General features: G+C 37.2%; 19 protein-coding genes. 14 read left to right on the forward strand and 5 right to left on the reverse strand.

Going from position 1 to position 19771, the window contains the following annotated elements:
- Positions 1-139: 139 nt before the first annotated feature.
- Together CSE16_RS03715 and CSE16_RS03720 are read left to right on the forward strand one after the other, a co-directional pair.
- The gene (locus CSE16_RS03715; RefSeq protein ID WP_099422640.1) at positions 140-337 is read left to right on the forward strand and encodes a hypothetical protein; all 198 of its coding nucleotides are present in this window, start codon (positions 140-142) and stop codon (positions 335-337) included.
- A 143-nt stretch (positions 338-480) separates the two neighbouring features.
- Positions 481-1272: an inositol monophosphatase family protein gene (locus CSE16_RS03720; protein ID WP_099422641.1), complete on the forward strand. Its 792-nt coding sequence runs from the start codon at positions 481-483 to the stop codon at positions 1270-1272.
- A 192-nt stretch (positions 1273-1464) separates the two neighbouring features.
- Here the strand turns inward: CSE16_RS03720 and CSE16_RS03725 are convergent, their stop codons facing one another.
- Complete coding sequence (locus CSE16_RS03725; RefSeq protein WP_099422642.1) at positions 1465-1680, reverse strand: DUF5325 family protein; 216 nt, start codon at positions 1678-1680, stop codon at positions 1465-1467.
- A gap of 276 nt (positions 1681-1956) precedes the next feature.
- Here CSE16_RS03725 and typA point away from each other — a divergent pair, with 276 nt between their 5' ends.
- The 3 genes from typA to CSE16_RS03740 all read left to right on the forward strand — a co-directional run bounded on the left by typA (position 1957) and on the right by CSE16_RS03740 (position 4991).
- Positions 1957-3804 (forward strand): translational GTPase TypA, encoded by a 1848-nt coding sequence (gene typA, locus CSE16_RS03730; protein WP_099422643.1) that lies wholly within the window; start codon positions 1957-1959, stop codon positions 3802-3804.
- Between the two features lie 28 nt (positions 3805-3832).
- Positions 3833-4252: a YlaH-like family protein gene (locus CSE16_RS03735; protein ID WP_099422644.1), complete on the forward strand. Its 420-nt coding sequence runs from the start codon at positions 3833-3835 to the stop codon at positions 4250-4252.
- 106 nt (positions 4253-4358) lie between these two features.
- Positions 4359-4991 carry a fucose permease gene (locus CSE16_RS03740; protein ID WP_099422645.1) on the forward strand — a complete coding sequence of 211 codons (633 nt, stop codon included), beginning with the start codon at positions 4359-4361 and terminating at the stop codon, positions 4989-4991.
- Positions 4992-5305: 314 nt separating this feature from the next.
- Here CSE16_RS03740 and CSE16_RS03745 read toward each other — a convergent pair whose 3' ends face one another.
- A complete protein-coding gene (locus tag CSE16_RS03745) occupies positions 5306-5509 on the reverse strand; it encodes a YlaI family protein (protein ID WP_099422646.1) in 204 nt (67 codons plus the stop codon).
- 11 nt (positions 5510-5520) lie between these two features.
- Positions 5521-6021, reverse strand: a complete 501-nt coding sequence (locus tag CSE16_RS03750) for a hypothetical protein (protein WP_099422647.1) — start codon at positions 6019-6021, stop codon at positions 5521-5523.
- A gap of 169 nt (positions 6022-6190) precedes the next feature.
- On the opposite strand from CSE16_RS03750, the gene CSE16_RS03755 reads away from it, so the two are divergent.
- Genes CSE16_RS03755 through pyc form a run of 3 tightly spaced genes read left to right on the forward strand, consistent with a single transcriptional unit; the run spans position 6191 to position 11155 of the window.
- On the forward strand, positions 6191-6472 hold the full coding sequence (locus tag CSE16_RS03755) for an Fpa/YlaN family protein (RefSeq protein WP_099422648.1): 282 nt from the start codon (positions 6191-6193) through the stop codon (positions 6470-6472).
- 60 nt (positions 6473-6532) lie between these two features.
- Positions 6533-7702, forward strand: coding sequence for an FtsW/RodA/SpoVE family cell cycle protein (locus tag CSE16_RS03760; RefSeq protein ID WP_099422649.1), 1170 nt, complete (start codon positions 6533-6535; stop codon positions 7700-7702).
- Between the two features lie 18 nt (positions 7703-7720).
- Entirely contained in the window at positions 7721-11155 is a 3435-nt protein-coding gene (gene pyc, locus CSE16_RS03765; protein ID WP_099422650.1) for a pyruvate carboxylase, read from the forward strand.
- Positions 11156-11848: 693 nt separating this feature from the next.
- Here pyc and CSE16_RS03770 read toward each other — a convergent pair.
- Positions 11849-12760 (reverse strand): COX15/CtaA family protein, encoded by a 912-nt coding sequence (locus tag CSE16_RS03770; protein ID WP_099422651.1) that lies wholly within the window; start codon positions 12758-12760, stop codon positions 11849-11851.
- A gap of 766 nt (positions 12761-13526) precedes the next feature.
- Here CSE16_RS03770 and coxB point away from each other — a divergent pair.
- The 6 genes from coxB (at position 13527) to CSE16_RS03800 (ending at position 19199) form a co-directional block, all read left to right on the forward strand.
- Complete coding sequence (gene coxB, locus CSE16_RS03775; RefSeq protein WP_099422652.1) at positions 13527-14597, forward strand: cytochrome c oxidase subunit II; 1071 nt, start codon at positions 13527-13529, stop codon at positions 14595-14597.
- A 39-nt stretch (positions 14598-14636) separates the two neighbouring features.
- The gene (locus CSE16_RS03780; protein ID WP_099422653.1) at positions 14637-16577 is read left to right on the forward strand and encodes a cbb3-type cytochrome c oxidase subunit I; all 1941 of its coding nucleotides are present in this window, start codon (positions 14637-14639) and stop codon (positions 16575-16577) included.
- The gene (locus CSE16_RS03785) at positions 16577-17203 is read left to right on the forward strand and encodes a cytochrome c oxidase subunit 3 (protein ID WP_099422654.1); all 627 of its coding nucleotides are present in this window, start codon (positions 16577-16579) and stop codon (positions 17201-17203) included. The genes CSE16_RS03780 and CSE16_RS03785 overlap by 1 nt, the downstream gene beginning before the upstream one ends.
- A gap of 1 nt (position 17204) precedes the next feature.
- On the forward strand, positions 17205-17549 hold the full coding sequence (locus CSE16_RS03790; RefSeq protein WP_099422655.1) for a cytochrome C oxidase subunit IV family protein: 345 nt from the start codon (positions 17205-17207) through the stop codon (positions 17547-17549).
- A gap of 218 nt (positions 17550-17767) precedes the next feature.
- Positions 17768-18682, forward strand: a complete 915-nt coding sequence (ctaG, locus tag CSE16_RS03795; protein WP_099422656.1) for a cytochrome c oxidase assembly factor CtaG — start codon at positions 17768-17770, stop codon at positions 18680-18682.
- Positions 18683-18737: 55 nt separating this feature from the next.
- The gene (locus CSE16_RS03800) at positions 18738-19199 is read left to right on the forward strand and encodes a DUF420 domain-containing protein (protein WP_099422657.1); all 462 of its coding nucleotides are present in this window, start codon (positions 18738-18740) and stop codon (positions 19197-19199) included.
- Positions 19200-19314: 115 nt separating this feature from the next.
- On the opposite strand, the gene CSE16_RS03805 is transcribed toward CSE16_RS03800, so the two are convergent.
- Complete coding sequence (locus CSE16_RS03805; protein ID WP_099422658.1) at positions 19315-19671, reverse strand: YugN family protein; 357 nt, start codon at positions 19669-19671, stop codon at positions 19315-19317.
- Positions 19672-19771 lie beyond the last annotated feature (100 nt).

Here is a 19771-nt window from a genome sequence, read left to right on the forward strand (position 1 = left end):
TATTTTGGATAAAAAATTTTTAGGGTTGTATTCAACAATAGTAGCAATTAATCATATGAAGTCAAATTTTACCGAATGAAATCATGAACTAACTCACATGAAAAAAGTTATAAAAAAAGACTGAGGAAGTGATATTTGTATGAAACAGATGATTAAAATTATACGCAAAGTGGATATTGAAAAGCAATATGAAGAGGTTTTATTATTAGAAATGGATTATGAATTGGCTTCTTTGTATGTAGCAATGAATGAAAAAAATAAAAATGAAATGGATAAATCTAAGAAGCGCTTAATTGAGATTCAAGAGGAGTTAAATGGATTACATGCATATGCGTAACAAGAAAAAATATTCAAAATAAAAAATCACTTGCTTATTATAAAAAGCAAGTGATTTTTTGCTATAATAAGGTTATTTATATTACGCGTAATTGATTTCAATAAAAATATAATTGGGCTTGTAGATTGGAAGGTGGACAAATGATGGATGTAAAACAGGTTGATCAATTTGCGAAAGAAATACTATTTGAAGCAGGGAAAAGAATTCGAGCTGCATTCTCGTATGACATAGAAATTGAAACAAAATCAAATGCGAATGATTTAGTAACAAATATTGATCGAGATACGGAACTATTTTTTATTGAGCAAATAAAAGGCTTTGACTCAACTCATCGAATTTTAGGTGAAGAAGGGATGGGTGAAAAAGTAGATAGCTTAGAAGGTGTAGTTTGGATTATTGATCCAATTGACGGTACGATGAATTTCGTAAAGCAACATCGCCATTTTATGATTTCTATCGGTGTATTTGAGGATGGAGTTGGTATTTTAGGATACATATATGATGTCATGCGTGAGGATTTGTTTTATGCGATTGCGGGTGAAGGGGCATGGTACAATGACTCGTCGCTACGCAAACTACAACCGTTAAGCATTAACGAAGCTGTAATCGGAATTAATGCCAATTGGGTTACACCGAATAACAAAATTAATCATGATAAAATTATTGATTTAGTTCGCACAGTGCGTGGTACACGTTCGTATGGATCGGCTGCTATGGAAATAGCCTTTGTTGTCAGTGGTAAATTAGATGCTTATATTTCAATGCGATTAGCACCATGGGATATTGGTGGGGGCACGATTATCGCAAAAGAAGTCGGTGCAATTGCGACGAATTTTAATGGTAATGCATTCGATTTTTTAACTACCGATACATTTTTAATTGCAAATCCATCCATTCATCAACTGATTTTAGATCAATATATTGAAGAAAAATAAAAAAACTTCGGTGCTTATCGCGCCGAAGCTTTCTTAAATAAAATCAATTATGCCTTGGCATAGTTGCCTCCAGATTCGGCTTTGTGCTAGCACAAAGAACTCCATACCGAATCCGGGACATCCGCCAAATAGTAACTTAAAACCAACATCATCAGACCACCTATTAAGGTGGGAGACTTTTGCTGAAAGAAGTTAAAGTAGGCCTTGTTCTCTAAATTTTCGTTTTGTTACAAATCCTAAACCGAAAATGGCGCACATGGCGATCAATCCTACAATAATCCCGATAATTCCAGTCGTTTCAAAATTTGTTCCAGTCATAAACACAAGTGCAACTGAGAAGCCGATACCAACCATTGAAAGAATCGCAGAGAGTGCATAGATGAACATGACTGCTTTTGCTTTATTCATACGATAATAACCTCCATTCTTAACGATTATATGTGAATCAATTACGCCTCGGCGTAATTGTGTCCAGATTTTTTTCGAGTTTGCTTGAAAAAAATCTGTGACATCCCCCGGGGCTTTAACTTGATTCAGCCGGGGGTGATCCCCCACTAATAAAAGTGGAGGACTTCTGCTGAATCAAGTTAAAAAATGATATTCATCTTTACAAAAAGACAATTAATCTTTCTTGTGCTATAATATCACAGTTAAACAATTGAAAAAAGAATATGGAGTGGAACAATGACAAACTTACGTCAAGACATTCGCAATATCGCAATTATTGCACACGTTGACCATGGTAAAACAACTTTAGTAGACCAATTATTAAAACAATCGGGTACTTTCCGTTCAAATGAACGTGTTGAAGAACGTGCGATGGACTCAAATGATATTGAGCGCGAGCGCGGTATTACGATTTTAGCAAAAAATACAGCAGTAAATTATAATGATACACGTATCAACATCCTTGATACGCCTGGACACGCCGACTTTGGTGGTGAGGTAGAACGTATCCTGAAAATGGTAGATGGCGTTGTACTAGTTGTCGATGCGTATGAGGGTTGTATGCCTCAAACTCGTTTCGTACTAAAAAAAGCATTAGAACAAAAAATTACACCAATCGTAGTTGTAAACAAAGTCGATAAAGATTCAGCTCGTCCTGCAGAAGTAGTAGACGAGGTATTAGAATTATTCATCGAGCTTGGCGCAGAAGATGATCAATTAGACTTCCCTGTAGTTTATGCTTCAGGTGTAAATGGTACAGCTTCATTAAGCGATAATCCTGCTGATCAAGAAGAAGACATGAAGTGTTTATTCGAAAAAATTATTGAAGCAATTCCAGCGCCAGTTGACAATTCTGACGAACCATTACAATTCCAAGTAGCACTACTTGACTATAATGATTTCGTTGGTCGTATTGGTATCGGTCGCGTATTCCGCGGTACGATTTCAGTAGGACAACAAGTTTCATTAATGAAGCTTGATGGTACAGTGAAAAACTTCCGTGTTACAAAAATCTTTGGTTTCTTCGGTCTTAAGCGTGAAGAAGTTCAAACAGCTAAAGCTGGTGACTTAATTGCCGTTTCTGGTATGGAAGACATCAACGTAGGTGAAACTGTTTGTCCAACTGAGCACCCAGAAGCGTTAACACCATTACGTATCGATGAGCCAACTTTACAAATGAGATTCTTAGTAAATAACTCACCATTCGCAGGTCGCGAAGGTAAATGGGTAACATCTCGTAAAATTGAAGATCGTTTACGTGCACAATTACAAACAGACGTATCTTTACGCGTTGAAGATACTAACTCTCCTGATGCTTGGACGGTTTCTGGTCGTGGTGAGCTTCACTTATCGATCTTAATCGAAAACATGCGTCGTGAAGGTTATGAATTACAAGTGTCTAAACCAGAAGTAATCATCCGCGTAGTTGATGGCGTTAGATGTGAGCCAATCGAGCGCGTTCAAATCGATGTTCCTGAAGATGCTGTTGGTTCTATTATTGAATCAATCGGTACGCGTAAAGGTGAAATGTTAGATATGGTTAACAACGGTTCTGGACAAGTTCGTTTAATCTTTAACGTACCAGCACGTGGTTTAATCGGTTACTCAACTGAATTCATGTCAATCACAAAAGGTTTCGGTATTATTAACCACACATTCGATTCTTACCAACCAGTAGTTGCAGGTAAAGTTGGCGGACGTCACCAAGGTGTATTAGTATCTATGGAAAACGGTAAATCAACTACTTACGGTATGATGGGTATCGAGGACCGTGGTACATTATTCATCGAGCCAGGTACTGAAGTATACGAAGGTATGGTTGTTGGTGAAAATAACCGTGACGGTGATATCACTGTAAACGTTGTTAAAATGAAACAAAAAACAAACATTCGTTCAGCTAACAAAGACGCGACGAATGTTATTAAAAAGCCTCGTATTTTAACGCTTGAAGAAGCTTTAGAATATTTAGGTGACGATGAGTACCTAGAAGTAACACCAGAATCTATCCGTTTACGTAAACAAATTTTAGATAAAAACGAACGTGAGCGTATGGCTAAAAAGAAAAAAACTGCTGAAAACGAATAATAATTCGGCATAAATAGGGAAAGGATGAATGATGTTGAATATGATGGCTGTAACAAGTAGCGCATTAAATTTAGTATTAGCATCTGCATCTACTGTAAGTTTAGATGAAAAGGATCGCGTTTTTGAACGTATGTCTGGAATCACAAGATTTTTATATGAAAATTTGCCAAGCTATGATATAGCCGGGTATGCAACGTTTATTATCGTGTTCCTTATGTCAGCAATTGTCTACAAATTAGGTTTTGCCAAAAAGCTTTCATTCGGTAGAAATGTAATCATCTATACATTCTTGTTTTTTGGGTGTATCGTATTAACGTTCTTAGCGTTATTTTTACCAATGATTGAAGGTTTGATCGTAGCTGCCTTAATCTTAATCGTCTATAAATCACGTTTATGGCGTGAAAAGCGAGAAGAAGCTAAAGCAGTCAATGCGGCAAAAGAAATATAAATTAATAGAGGTATAGAGAAACGATTTGTTTTTCTATACCTTTTTTTCATTGAAGTAATACATAATAATTGAGTAAAGTAGAATAAAAAAATGGGAGTAGATCGCAATGACATTTACAAAGAAGCAAGTAGTCATTAGTACAAGTATAGTGTTAGCAATTATAGCGATAATCGTATTTATACCAGCATTAATAACATCTTCTAAAGAAGATCAAGCGGCAGAGAAGTTAAGTAACATGTATCAAGAGAATTTTATTGTAGCAAAATCAACGGCGAGTATATTTAGCGATAATTTTGAATTGACTGTACAATCAAAGGACTCGAAAATTGTGTATGATTTCAATGTTCAAGATGATAAATTTATAGGAAACTATTATGAAGAAAATATTAATGTGCAAATTAATGACTTATTGAAGCAACAAATGAATGGTCTTGTTATGACGAATGCACAGATCGAGCCTTTAACAAAACCAAGTACATATAAAGACGTAACGATTGAAAGTTTAACGGTAAGAATGATTTTACCAGAGCCCCTTTCGGAGAAGGATGCGGCTACGATTGCACAAACTTTAAAAACTGAGGTTGCGGATGTATCTGTTAAATTAGAAACATTTGTAGTAGAAGATGAACGAGATTATGAAGGAGTTTCATATGAAGTTATACAATTCTTCCAACTAAGCGCGATTACTGCAAAAAGTTTTGGGGATATAGCATTTGACACGCAACAATTTGAATTTTAACTTGATTCAGCAGTGGTCCTTCGCTTCTAAAAGTGGGGGGTGAATGCCAAATATGCACTTAATTTAGTGGGGGTTTAAACCGCAGCTGAAGTAGGAGAACTTTGGCCAAGAACGCTGCGTCATGCGGTAACGCCTGAGTGCCCAACATTGTGTTGGCCTAATGCCCAGGCGGATGTCACAGATTTTTAAGTGGATTTTTTCGAGCCAGCTCGAAAAAATCTGGACGTAATTAGTCGAGACGTAATTGAGTTAAAAAAAGTGCCGATTTGACTGCAATCGGCACTTTTTTATATAAGCATTTAGAAATTTCACACTTAGAACTCTTCATCAAATTTTGACGATGTTCGGAAAAATTTGAATTTCCCAGTGTCTAAACGCTTTCCTGTATTTTCTGCAATGCGCGCAGAACAAGTGCGGCACATAAACGTATGAATTGGGCGATTACGCAGTTTTTTAGCTAATGGTAAATCATCTTGTAAATCATGTATCGTATCGCAAATAACACATTTTACACGCATGAATTTTCCTCCTATTGAATACGAATCGCTATTACGTTTTTGATTGGATTGTCAATGTTTGAACCGTTAGCAAGTAGAATGTGAACAGGTCCATCTTCTACTAATGGTTTCCCATCTTGACTGAATTTTAAAATGAGCGTGATAGCTTCTTCAATCGAGAAAGAATGTTCTTCATTTGTCGAGCATTCAAAAACGACCTCAGTAGCGCATTCATTCATTTCCGCATTTTTAAGGAATGGCTTTAATTCCATCCCAAATGTCCCTGTTAACATCCCTTTTCGGTCGAATTTACGCTCCGTTTTCAATGTCGGTGGGAATACCGCACCTTCCATTATTTCGCGTGACCAGTGTGCGCCCATATCTCGTAAATATTTTTCATTATCTTCTTCTACTTTTTCCGTAATGAAATATGTAGTAAGATCAAGTTTTCGATCATCAAAAATCCAGACGGTTGGATCCAATGTTAATTGGTATGTTACCTCACCTTTAATTGGAATAATTGTTTCACCCATGGCTAAGTCCCCCTTACCTAATATCGTTTCTATTATAACGCTATTTAATCTAGAAAGAAATATAATTGAATTGCTCGTAAATCATACAAAGACACTTGCATTTTTGAATGTAAAAAGATACACTTTACTAAGGTAGAATCGAAGAAATATCATAGATGGGGGCGTCCTCATGGATACGAAAGCACAGATTTCATTTCAGGAAAAAGCATTCGAGCTATTAACTGCGGATGCAGATAAAATTGCTCAATTAATTCGAGTACAAATGGATAATTTAACAATGCCATCTTGTCCATTATATGAAGAAGTTTTAGATACACAAATGTTTGGCTTATCACGTGAAATTGATTTTGCAGTAAAACTTGGGTTGATTGAACGTGAGCAAGGAAAGGGAATTTTAAGTTCACTTGAAAAAGAACTTTCTTTATTGCACGAAGCGTATACAGACAAATAAAAGAAAACTCAAACGCTCCAAGCGGTTTGGGTTTTTTTTTCAAAAAAGAGGTTTTGATGAATGAAAAGTTATTTTAAACAGTATTTACGTAATTTTGATTATGGGTTATTTTTTGTCTATATCTTCCTAACTCTATTCGGGTTAGTGATGATTTATAGTGCAAGTATTTGGGTGTCCATAGTCCTTTTTGATCAAGCTCCTGACCATTATTACAAACGCCAATTATTAAATATTTGTTTGGCGTTTATCTTGTTTTTAGTTGCGGTTATTTTTCCGTATAAAAAATTTGCAGATAAGAAGATATTGGGGCTATTATTTGGGATGATGTTTTTCCTTGAAGTGGCGCTAATGATTGCTGGTAAAAATGTAAATGGTGCGAGAAGTTGGATTGATATAGGAATCATGAACTTTCAACCGTCAGAATTTGCTAAGCTCTTTATTATTATCTACTTTGCGGGTACCTTTTACCGTAAAAGTATTCATAAAGGTTCCATGCAGCTCTTATCTTTTGACGATGTTATGCCTCCGTTAGGTATGTGGCTCTTTATCGTACTTATGGTAGGTTTTGAAACCGATCTAGGGGCGCTTGGCATCATTGTTTGTATTGCGATGTCAGTCGTTATAGCAAGTGGTATGAAGGGGAAAACACTGCAAAAGATTTTCGGCTTATTAAGTGCACTTGGTGTTGTTGGTGCAATTGGAATTTTAATTTTCAAATGGGATACCGTATTTAACCCGAGTCGTCGAGGTCGAATTACGTCTTATTTAGATCCATTTAGTGATCCACTCGACACAGGATATCATGTAATAAATGGCTATTATGCAATTGGGGCTGGTGGCTTAGAAGGACGTGGACTTGGGCAATCCATCCAAAAGCTCGGCTATGTACCAGAGCCACAAACCGACTTTATTATGGCTATTATTGCAGAGGAACTTGGCATTGTTGGTGTTTCCATTGTTATTTTTGGTTTAGGTTTTATTGTAATGCGCGGTCTGTACATTGCAATGACAACAAAAGACCCGCTTGCACGTATGCTCGCGGCGGGCATTTCGACTTGGATAGGGGTTCAAACTTTTATTAATTTAGGTGGTTTATCGGGCATCATCCCGTTAACTGGGGTAACGTTACCTTTTATTAGCTATGGCGGTACTTCTATACTATTGCTATCAATCGCAATGGGGATATTAATCAATGTCTCCACGTATCACAAATTAGAGAAAAGAAAGTAATTAGGGGGATGAGGAGAAATGAAGTCGATTCAAAAGATTTTAGTAGCAAATCGTGGAGAAATTGCGATTCGAATTTTACGCGCGTGTAATGAATTACATATTAAAACGGTGGCGATTTACTCGCGTGAAGACAGCGGCTCCTATCACCGTTTTAAAGCGGACGAGGCTTACATTGTAGGGGTGGGTAAAAAGCCGATTGATGCCTATTTGGATATTGAGGGGATCATCAAAATAGCTAAAGATGCTGATGTTGATGCGATCCATCCAGGGTATGGCTTTTTATCTGAAAATGTAGAATTTGCTCGTCGTTGTGAAGAAGAAGGAATTCAATTTATCGGACCAACTTCTTCTCATTTAGATATGTTTGGAGATAAAGTGAAAGCCCGAAAACAAGCGATTCTTGCAGATATTCCAGTCATTCCGGGTACAGACGGTCCAGTTGACGGTCTCGATGAAGTGAGCGCTTTTGGTGAAACGTATGGTTACCCGATTATGATTAAAGCGGCACTTGGTGGCGGTGGACGTGGCATGCGTTTAGTGCAACGTGCGGAGGAATTAGCTTCTGCTTATGAGCGTGCAAAATCAGAGGCAAAGGCGGCATTCGGTTCAGATGAAGTGTATGTTGAAAAAGCGATTATTAAGCCAAAGCATATCGAAGTGCAAATTATTGGTGACGAACACGGGAATATTGTTCATTTATATGAGCGTGACTGTTCAATCCAACGTCGTCATCAAAAAGTTGTAGAGATAGCTCCATCGAATTCGATTTCAGAAAATTTGCGCAATAGTATTTGCGATGCAGCAGTAAAACTAATGAAAAACGTCGACTATATTAATGCTGGTACAGTAGAATTTTTAGTGGCGGATGAAGCGTTTTATTTCATCGAAGTAAATCCACGCATTCAAGTTGAGCATACAATTACTGAAATGATTACAGGAATTGATATTGTTCATGCTCAAATAAAAGTAGCGCAGGGACAAGATTTACATTCTGCAGAGGTAGGAGTTCCGACGCAAGAAAAAATACCATTATTTGGATTCGCTATTCAATCTCGTGTAACGACAGAAGATGCAGCGAATGACTTTATGCCGGATACTGGAAAATTAATGGTGTATCGGTCAAGTGGGGGATTTGGTGTCCGATTAGACGCAGGGAATGGCTTCCAAGGGGCAGTTGTTACGCCGTATTACGATTCATTGCTTGTCAAAATTTCAACATGGGGTATGACGTTTGCCGAAGCCGCTGCTAAAATGGATCGAAACTTACGTGAATTCCGTATTCGTGGCGTAAAAACAAATATTCCGTTTTTAGGGAATGTCGTGCTTCATGACAAATTTTTAACAGGTAAATTTGACACAAGCTTTATTGATACGACACCAGAATTATTTGAGTTTCATGAGCGAAAAGACCGTGGAACAAAACTATTAAACTATATCGGTAATGTCACATTAAACGGATTTCCAGGTGTTGAAAAACGGTCGAAGCCAATTTTTGTACAACCTGAAAAGCCAAAAGTGGACATATTGATTCCACCGTTAAGTGGGACAAAGCAAATTTTAGATTCGCGGGGTGCGGATGGTTTAGTAAAGTGGATTAAAGAACAAGAAGATGTATTATTAACGGATACAACATTCCGTGATGCGCACCAATCATTATTAGCAACACGTATTCGTTCGCAAGATATGTTCCAAATTGCGGATGAAACGGCGCGACTTATGCATAATTACTTTTCACTTGAAATGTGGGGCGGGGCTACATTTGATGTCGCGTATCGCTTCTTAAAAGAAAATCCGTGGCATCGCTTAGAAAAATTACGTAAGCAAATGCCAAATGTGCTGTTCCAAATGTTATTGCGCGGCGCAAATGCGGTCGGTTATACAAACTATCCGGATAATTTAATTCGTGAATTTATTCAAGAGTCGGCTTCATCAGGCATTGATGTATTCCGTATTTTCGACTCGTTAAACTGGATTAAAGGGATGGAAGTAGCGATCGATGAAGTACGTAATAGTGGGAAAATAGCGGAAGCCTCTATTTGTTACACTGGGGATATTTTGGATGACACGCGTTCGAAATATACCGTGCAATATTACAAAGACATGGCACGTGAACTAGAGTCGACAGGTGCTCATATTTTAGCGATCAAAGATATGGCAGGGTTGTTGAAACCACAGGCAGCTTACCGATTAATTTCGGAATTAAAAGAAGCAACAAGCTTACCAATTCATTTGCACACGCATGATACGAGTGGGAATGGAATTTATGTATACGCAAAAGCAATTGAAGCGGGTGTAGATATTATTGATACAGCATTAGGCTCTATGGCTGGCTTAACATCACAACCAAGTGCGAACTCATTGTACTATGCAATGAAAGGTTCGGATCGTACTGTACGTGCAGATATTGAAAGTTTAGAAAAGCTTTCTTATTACTGGGAAGATGTTCGTAAATATTACGTAGACTTTGAAAGTGGGATGAATGCACCACACTCTGAAGTTTATGTACATGAAATGCCAGGTGGTCAATACAGTAATTTGCAGCAACAAGCGAAGGCGGTTGGGCTAGGGGATCGCTGGGATGAAGTAAAAACAATGTATTCGACAGTGAACTTAATGTTTGGCGATATTGTTAAAGTAACACCATCATCGAAGGTTGTCGGTGATATGGCTTTATTTATGGTGCAAAATGATTTAACAGAAGATAATGTGTTAGAGCGCGGCGTTGCCATTGATTTCCCAGAGTCTGTTATTGAATTTTTCCAAGGTTATTTAGGACAGCCACATGGGGGGTTCCCAAAAGAGCTTCAGCAAGTGGTGTTAAAAGAACGTGAAGCGATTACAGTGCGACCAGGAGAGTTACTTGCGCCTGTCGATTTTGAAGTGCTATCCGTCGAGCTGGAAGGAAAATTAAAACGTACACCTTCGAAGCAAGAAATTTTAGCTTATGCCCTTTATCCGAAAGTGTTTGAACAATTTGTACAAGCATTCGATTTATTTGGTGATATTTCTGTATTGGATACGCCTACGTTTTTATACGGTTTGAAATTGGGCGAAGAAATTGAAGTAGAAATCGAAAAAGGGAAAACATTAATTATTAAACTCGTTTCAATTGGAGAGCCTCAGCATGATGGTACACGTGTCCTTTATTTTGAAATGAATGGTCAATCACGTGAGCTTGTCATTCAAGATTTAACTGTAGAAGTAGATGGTAGCATTGCTTTAAAAGCGGACCCTGCAAATCCGAACCAAATTGGTGCAACAATGCCAGGAACAGTATTAAAAGTTGTTGTTAACAAGGGGAGTACGGTAAAACGTGGGGACCATTTATTAATTACAGAGGCTATGAAAATGGAAACAACCGTTCAAGCACCGAAAGATGGTGTCGTAAAAGAAGTGTACGCATTAGCTGGTGACGCTATTTCAACAGGTGATCTATTAATTGAATTAGAGTAAGAATTCGAAGACAATCCTATTTGTAGGGTTGTCTTTTTTAGTTAAAACTTAAATGTATGATTTCTCCTTTAAATTAGGGTCAACACCAGAATCTGTTCTTACAATAAATTCGCGCGGTCTTGCAGCATGTTTCTGTTATGAAAACTAAATAAATTGAAGTGTTGCGCTAGTTTGGGATGGGGAATTTAGGGAAGTTCTTGTGAGGTGGTGAAATGGTCTAATGAAACGTTGCTTGTCTATTAACTGCCCTATTTTGTCTGTTAAATGCCGTGAAATAGATTATAAATTTGCAATTGTGAACTAAATTGTATAATGATAGAGGGGAAAGGTCTATTAAACTACGCAATTTGTCTATTACCTTAGAGTAAGTTCGGAATCCTTAAAAATGGAAGTTGATGTATGGGAAGAATCTTTCTAAGAATACGTCGCCTCCCATAGCAGCGACGCACTATATGCAGTAGGTTTCAGAAGTCCAAACTTTCATAGAGGCTGGCCTTGCACAAAGCACAAAGCTGTGTGACTCATGTGCTTAGCCAGCCTAAACAAGCATGCACTGTATTAGAATCCATATTAGAAAACATACTTCTGCAGAAGGTTTATTCAATTTATATAGTCCACCGGATATTTAGGTAAAGACCAAAAATAGAAACCAAAAAAATCTGACCCAACAAAAAGTGGGTCAGATTTTTTTCGTTATTTACTTCGAGATACAAGTAAAATCATATAACAAAGAAGTCCGAATAATAATGTAATTAATAATGAGTGCATTAATGCCACGAATAATTGTAATTTTAATAGTACAACAAGCATCCCTGCTAGCACTTGTAAAACGACAATGATAGCTGCGATGACCCAGCCCCAATAAATAACACGTTGTTGCTTGTAATTTTTCATAACATAAATTGTAATATATGCAATCCAAACTACTAATAATAATACAGCAAAACGATGTCCCATTTGCACCCATTCATACAAATTATATGGAATGGCGAATGGTTGATCATTTCGGCACAATGGCCAGTCAGGACAAACTAAACTTGCATCCGTATGGCGTACTAGCGCGCCTGAATAAACGACGACATATGAATATAAGGTAATGCTAATCGTATGTAATTTTAACTTTTTGCTCATAAAAATCTTATCTGCATTGAATTTTGTATCGACTTCAAATACGATTAATGTGAGCAATAATACAGCTGCAAACGAGATTAGCGAAATGCCGAAGTGTAACGCTAAAATAAAGTCACCTTGTCCCCATAAAACTTGTGCAGCCCCGATTAAAGCCTGCAAAATGAGGAAGAACATAGCCGTAATCCCTAAAAACTTCACTTCACGAATATGCCCTAAAGTGCGCCAAGTCCAAACTGTTAATACAAGAATGAAGATGGAAACAGAACCTGTCACAACGCGGTGCGAAAATTCAATTAAAACTTCCGTTGTTATTTCCTTAGGTATTAATGAACCGTTACAGTCAGGCCAATTTCGCCCACAGCCTAACCCGCTATCCGTTTTTGTAACGAGTGCACCACCTAAAAGAATGAGTAACATTCCAATTGTTGCTGCGACAGCAAACCATTTTAAATATTTACTATACTTGTGCTGCATAAAGTGAGCCACCTACTTTGATAATCAACATCGCTCAAAAAAAAAGCGTCTCTAGTTTTAGATAATAGCGAATAAATGGATAAAAGACAACTTCAATCATAAAATCTACCAAATTAGTAACCAGTTTTTCACAAATTGTTCATAAATTTGTCTCCTATCCTTCACAAATATTGTAAGAAAATGCATTACTATATATATGTTGATTTACATTTCTAAACGCTTCACTGGCATTTCGATGTGTGTTCGTCGAAATTTAACGAAACGTCTAGAAATCCGTTACAAATTTAGATATAGTTATGGTAGCGGAAAATGCTTACAAATTTGAAAGGAGAGGTAATGTATTGTAAGATTTTGTTATTACTCTGCTGAAATCCGAATCTAAATGCCAAAACTTTAATGAATGATCTTCTTGCACTCATAAGATTGGGATTTGTTCATTCAAACTTAATCACAACATTCAAAAGGATTTGGTATATTTTCTAAATACATTGACTTAAATGATTTCACGTACTTGTGCATTTATTTTTCATAGCGTGATCGATTCACGTTATGTCATGTTTAAGGTCAATAAAATAGAGGCAGATTAAAAGCATCCAAAATTTCAATACAAGTACTCTAATCAAAAAGTAAGTAGAATTGTTTTTAACGGCATAGTTCGCGGCCGACATGTGAGGACTAAAAGGATATTAATCTATGTAACATAGAACATAACCATAGTCCTGGTTACACATGAAAATACAGTAAAGAAAGAGGGGTTTATTAAGCTATGATGAAAGGGCTTAAAAAATGGCGTTTATTCTCGCTATTAACAGTAATGACAGTTTTCCTTTCAGCATGTGGTGAAGATTATATTTCTACACTTCGCCCAGCAGGTGCAGTAGGTAAAGAGCAGTTAAATCTTCTATTACTTACATCTATAATCATGTTCGCTGTAGTAATTGTAGTATCGGTTATCTATTTAGTTGCTTTCTTTAAGTTCCGCCGTTCAAGAACTGGCGAAAACCACATGCCAAAGCAAGTTGAAGGAAGTCACACACTTGAAGTGATTTGGACAGTCATTCCGATTATCTTATTATTAATCTTAGCTGTTCCAACGTTAAGCTCTACTTATAAATTTGCGGATGTTGCTGCAATGGATGAAGTAGATGAGAACGGAAATAAAACAGCGCTTACAGTAAATGTAACAGCAAAATTATATTGGTGGGAATTTGAGTATCCAGAGCAAGGTATTATTACTGCACAAGAATTAGTAGTACCAACTGATGAAAAAGTATACTTCAATTTAATCGCAACTGATGTAAAACACTCATTCTGGATTCCAGCTGTTGGTGGGAAAATGGACACGAACGTTGATGGAATTAACAAGTTCTACTTAGAGTTTGGTAAAGAATCAAAAGATTTAAATGAAGGTGAAGGCGTATTCTACGGTAAATGTGCTGAGTTATGTGGCCCTTCCCACGCATTAATGGATTTCAAAGTGAAAACACTTGATCGCCCAGCGTTCGATACTTGGGTAGCATCAATGCAAGCAACTGAAGGTAACACGGCGAGCGCAGAATCTGCTAACGTTGGTGAAGCAACATTTGCAAACTCATGTCTAGGCTGTCACGCAGTTTCGGCTGTTGCGGGTCCTGGTATGGGTCCAAACTTAAGTACATTTGGTGATCGTAACCGTTTAGCTGGTTTCATGGATCACACAGTTGAGGATACAACGGATTGGATTATGGATCCCGAGTATTACAAGCCAGGTAATACAATGACTGGTAAATACAACGTTACTGAAGAAGAAGCGAAAGCAATCGCTGAATACTTAATGACGTTATCTATTGAAAAATAATCAAATAATTAGATAGAAACTTTGAAGGAGGTTAATGTTGTGAGCTCTGTTACACAGAAAAAGGGCTTCGGGGCACATGTATGGGACTATTTAACAACGGTCGATCATAAGAAAATCGCCATTATGTATTTAGCTGCCGGTACATTGTTCTTCGCTATTGCAGGTTTTGAAGCGTTACTGATGCGTATTCAGTTAATGTTCCCTGAAAGTACGTTCATCTCTGCAGGCCTATTTAACGAACTATTAACTATGCATGGTACAACGATGCTATTCTTAGCAGCGACACCATTATTATTTGCATTTATGAATGCGATTGTACCGCTCCAAATTGGTGCGCGTGACGTTGCATTCCCATTCTTAAACTCGCTAGGATTTTGGTTGTTCTTTTTAGGTGCTATTTTCCTTCACCTATCATTCTTCCTAGGCGGAGCACCTGATGCAGGGTGGACATCATATGCATCCTTATCTTTATATTCACCAGGACATGGTATTGACTTCTATATTCTAGGTCTACAAATTTCTGGTGCAGGTACATTAATTTCTGGTATTAACTTCATCGTAACAATTATTACAATGCGTGCACCTGGTATGACGTTCATGCGTATGCCGTTATTTACTTGGACATCTTTAGTATCAAGTTCACTAATTTTATTTGCATTCCCTCCACTTACTGGTGGATTATTCTTAATGTTAGTTGACCGTATGTTCGGAGCAAACTTCTTCGATCATACAATGGGTGGTAACACAATTATTTGGGAGCACTTATTCTGGATTTTCGGTCACCCTGAAGTATACATTTTAGTATTACCAGCGTTTGGATTATTCTCTGAAATCATTCCAGTATTCGCTCGTAAACGTTTATTCGGATATTCTTCAATGGTATTCGCAACAATTTTAATCGGTTTCTTAGGGTTCATGGTATGGGCTCACCACATGTTCACAGTTGGTTTAGGTGCTACTGCGAACGCTATCTTCGCTGTTGCAACAATGGCGATTGCCGTTCCAACAGGTATGAAGGTATTCAACTGGATCTTAACGATTTGGGGTGGATCGATTAAAGTTACAGTACCAATGCTTTATGCACTTGGTTTCATCCCGTCATTCGTTGCGGGTGGTGTTACGGGGATCATGCAAGCAACGGCACCTCTTGACTACCAATTACACGATTCTTATTTCATCGTAGCTCATTTCCACTACGTAATTGTTGGTGGTATCGTAACTGCGTTATTTGGTTCAGCTCACTTCTACTGGCCGATTATGTTTAACCGTACGTTAAATCATAAATTAGGAGTACTTACTTTCTGGGTATTCTTCACTGGTTTCCATTTAACGTTCTTCTTACAGCACTTCTTAGGATTAATGGGTATGCCACGTCGTGTATTCACGTATATGGACGGCCAAGGATGGGATTTATTCAACTTCATATCAACGATCGGTGCCATGATGATGGGTGTTGGGGTTATTTTATTAGTAGTAGACGTATTATTATCGATTAAATCTGAACCAGTTAACCGTCGCGATTACTGGGGAGATGGTCGTTCACTTGAGTGGGCAATCGAAACTCCACTACCATTCTATAACTTTAAACAAACGCCACTTGTTCGTGGATACGATCCATATTGGATTGAAAAAGAAGAGGGTAATAAAGAAGGTATGGTATATGCTGAGCCACTAGGCGAAATTCACATGCCAAACAACTCGATTTTACCTTTAGTTATGTCAATTGGTACGTTCATCGCTGCATTCGGTGCGCTTTATAGTCCGTGGGGCGATCAAGTACAGGCAGGTACAGCGCCAGGTACTTCACCAGCAGTTTCATTAGCATTAATCATTGGTGGTTTAGGTTTAACAATTGCATGTATGATTATTCGTTCATTCAAAGATGACCTTGGTTTCCATGTAACAGTGAAGGAAATTGAAGCAATTGAAGCAGATTTAGCTCACTACCGTGCAACAGGTAAAAAAGGGGGTAGCAAGTAATGGATCTTAATCAAAAATTTACTCCACAAACTTGGCCAAAACACCCTGAACAAGCAACATTAGAAGGGAAAAACAAGATTGTAGGTCTTTGGATTTTCCTTGCTTCTGATACCGTTTTATTCGCAAGTGTGTTTGCTACTTATATCGCACTAAAAGACCATGGTCCAGCGGGTATGACATTTGCTGCCAAAGATTTGTATGAGTTACCATTAGCGTTCATTATGACGATGTTACTTTTAACATCATCTTTAACTTCTGTGTATGCAATGTATCATATGAAGAATTATAACTATAGTGGCGTTCGTACTTGGATGGGAATTACAGTTCTTTTAGGTTTAGGATTCTTAGGTTTAGAAATTTATGAGTTCCAACACTATGTTCATATTGGTTTTGGTTATACTCAGTCAGCATTCTCTTCGGCGTTCTTTACCCTCGTTGGAATGCACGGGATACACGTTATCATTGGTTTAATTTGGATTTCTAGTTTAATCATCCGCAACAGCGGTCGTGGATTAAACTTATACAACGCACCGAAGTTCTTTGCGGCCTCTTTATACTGGCACTTCATCGACGTTGTATGGGTATTCATCTTTACAGTAGTATATCTGATGGGAGTGTTGGGATAATATGTCACACGAAACTCATTTCGAAGTACGTACTCAAGCGCAATACGAATATGACAGAGCGCATTCAAAAGCACATATGCGGAAGCAAGTAGTAAACTTTGCGATAATGATTTTCTTAACATTTATCGCGTTTTCTACAGTTGTAGCAGGCTTTCCAGCAACATATATTGTGCCGGTAGTTTTATTATTAGCTGGTATTCAAGTAGTATTACAACTTTATGCATTCATGCACTTAGAAGACCGTTCTACACATATGGTTGGTGTCATTGAGTTCTTTATTTGGAGTGGAGCCTTCCTTGCGTTCACGTTCTTTGTAGCGTTTACGACAATTATTTGGTGGGGCTAATCATTCAGAAAAAACCGTTCTTAGCATAAGCTAGGGACGGTTTTTGTATTAGACTTTTTATAAGAAGCCCTTTTTGAAAACTTATACCTAATGAATTTCAATTTAAGCAATACATAAAATACATGTTTGAATTCAACCAATTGTCATAGTTATTCCATTGAAGTTAAAGAATAGGCAATCTATAATAAAGTAACTGATGTTTAAAGGAGCATGATTATATGCCAATTAGTATATTTGGTTTCCAAGCTTTATGGAGCCCATACTTAATCGGAATTATCGTTTTTTTGACCGTAGTCTATTTTTTAGTAACGATTACATGGAGGAAAGATTTTAAAGTAAGCGAACCATTAAAGAAGAGTGAGGCAATTTACTTCATTCTTGGTATGATTGTGCTGTATATTATAAAAGGCTCGCCAATTGATTTACTAGGTCATATTATGTTTACAATGCATATGGCACAGATGGCCATACTATTACTTTTAGTACCGATATTCGTTATTAGAGGTATTCCTTGGTGGGTTTGGAAAGTAGTAGTGGAAGCGCCTGTTATACGGACAATCGTTAAAATCTTTACAAGACCATTAGTGGGTATTTTAGGTTTCACTGGTTTATTCTCGATTTATCATTTACCTTTAATCTTTGATGCCATTAAATTGAACGAGACGTTTCATGGCGTTTTCACGATGATTTTATTTATTTCCGCACTGTTTATGTATTGGCCTTTACTAAATGAGGTCGATGGTCAGCATGAAATGAAAAATATCCATAAGCTTGGCTATATTGCATCGAATGCGGTATTAATTACACCGGCATGTGCGTTGATCATTTTTGCTTCAAGTCCAATGTATCTTACATACAGTGATAGTGCGATGTGGTTAAAGGCGATGGAATTATGTGTGCCATCATCAACACTTTCAGGTCTTTCTTTATCAGGACCAGAATTATTCTCGAATATGGACTTATTATCAGACCAACAAGTGGGTGGCGTGTTAATGAAGATTATTCAAGAAATTATTTTTGGTGTATTATTGTTCCGTATTTTCCGTAAATGGTGGGATACAGAGCGTACTAGTCAAAAGGAAATTACAGAAAATGCTTTAAAGGAATTCCAAAATCGAACACGATATCAATAGCAAATTCAGATCGTATTCATTGGAATTTTACTTTATGTAGATTGGGGAATTTAGAATGGGCGTACCTATGTTACCGACAATTAGTACATTCTTCATCGTTGTTAGTGCAGTATTAGTAGCGATTGGTTGGGTATTAATTGCACAAAGAAAAATTGAGGCACATAAAAAGGTAATGATGGCAGCAGGTGTATCAGCACTTACTTTCTTTATTATTTATGTTTCACGAACTGTTTTCATTGGCAATACAGCGTTTGGTGGACCAGATGAATTAAAAGGATACTATACATTCTTCTTAGTTTTCCATATTACGTTGGCGACAGTTGGAGCTGTATTTGGATTGACAAGTTTATTATCAGGATTTAAAAATAACTTAAAATTACACCGTCGAATCGGTCCAATTACAAGTATTATTTGGTTCTTTGTTGCAATTACAGGTGTACTAGTTTATTTACTTTTATATGTGATTTATGAAGGTGGAGAAACGACATCGGTAATTAAAGCAATTTTAGGTTTTTAGATGAAAGAAGGCTTCCTATTTTAATGTAGGGAGCCTTTTATGTATATTTTAAAGAGTAGTAAAATAATTAAACATATAAAAAAAGCTGGATAATGTACCAGCTTTTTTAGGTGTATTAAATTCCGTATGCAGAAAGTTCATTACGAACATTAGATAATACTGTTTCGCATTCTTTTACAAGATGTGCGGGGAACACTTCGTCAGTATACTCTACACCGTGTGGGTAGTAGTATTTACCGATAGCTGGTTTGTTAATGTTTAACATTGCATTATGAGCTCCTACATCACCAGTTACGGCATTGCAGAAAACGCGTAAATAAAAACGACCTTCACGTACATCGAAACAACGGTCAAATGTCATACGATCATAATCCCATGCGCCATGGCATTCTAAACCGAATTTGCCCATTACTGTAGATAAAACTTCTTGATCAACTTTTACTTCTTCAAGTTGTGTGTTTTCAAAATACATCTAGATATCCTCCTTTTGCATATCGTACATAAATATACGCTCAAATTTAATAATAGAGCAAAATGGTAATTCTTGCAATGACAACATTGTGTCATAGTGT

The organism is Solibacillus sp. R5-41, assembly GCF_002736105.1.
GTDB lineage: Bacteria > Bacillota > Bacilli > Bacillales_A > Planococcaceae > Solibacillus.